General features: G+C 74.0%; 1 protein-coding gene. It reads left to right on the top strand.

The features are described 5' to 3' along the window. The coding region (locus QWY29_RS20190; protein WP_300963019.1) for a hypothetical protein at window positions 1-228 on the top strand (228 nt) is incomplete at its 5' end. Window positions 229-281: the final 53 nt, after the last annotated feature.

Genomic DNA, 281 nt, shown 5'->3' with positions numbered 1-281 from the left:
CGGCCCGCCGTGGCCCGCGTGAGCCCCGCGACGTACGCCGCCGCCTCGCTCTCGGGCGAGCACGTCACCGTCGTGGGCGACCGCGGCGAGCTGACCCTGCCCGTCGAGCAGGTGCCCGGCATGGTCGACGACGTCGTCTGGGTGCCGACGGCCTCCTTCGGGACCTCCGTCCTCGAACGCCTGGCCTCGCCGGGCAGCCGCGTGCGCCTGAAGGGAGCCTCGCTGTGAACGAACTGCCCCTCTTCGGCCAGGACGTCTGGTGGCTGGTGCTGGTCAAGGCC

Source organism: Nocardioides abyssi, assembly GCF_030412915.1.
Taxonomy (GTDB): domain Bacteria; phylum Actinomycetota; class Actinomycetes; order Propionibacteriales; family Nocardioidaceae; genus Nocardioides; species Nocardioides abyssi.
Note: the sequence above shows the minus strand (reverse complement) of the source record. Positions and strands in the feature narration are given on the sequence as shown.